The sequence below is a fragment of the Ruoffia sp. FAM 24228 genome (genome assembly GCF_045528575.1).
Classification (GTDB): domain Bacteria; phylum Bacillota; class Bacilli; order Lactobacillales; family Aerococcaceae; genus Ruoffia; species Ruoffia halotolerans.
Genome location: NZ_JBGQQZ010000166.1, coordinates 1 through 298, shown reverse-complemented (window position 1 = coordinate 298; position 298 = coordinate 1). Strand labels below are relative to the sequence as shown.

Below are 298 nucleotides of genomic sequence, written 5' to 3'. Positions count from 1 at the left end.
CAAAGGAGTGACCACAAATGACCTACACCCATCTTACCACGGATGAACTGGTGATGATAGAATCATATTACCACCAACATATTCCGGTCTCGACCATTGCCAGTCGTTTAAAACGTTCTAGAACACCCATTTATAACGTCATCAACTTCTTAAAAGAGGGCCATACCGCCATTGAGTATTACCAACAATATAAGAAAAACAAACAACGGTGTGGTAGACGTAAGTGTGTCCTTCCTGCAGACCAACAAGTCTACATTAAAGAAAAAGTCTCACAGGGCTGGACACCCGATGTCATTAT

At 41.9% G+C, this 298-nt stretch carries 1 pseudogene; it reads left to right on the top strand.

The annotated features are described in order from the left end of the window. Positions 1-17: 17 nt before the first annotated feature. Positions 18-298: pseudogene (locus tag ACEN33_RS12520) on the top strand (IS30 family transposase); the annotation flags it as partial.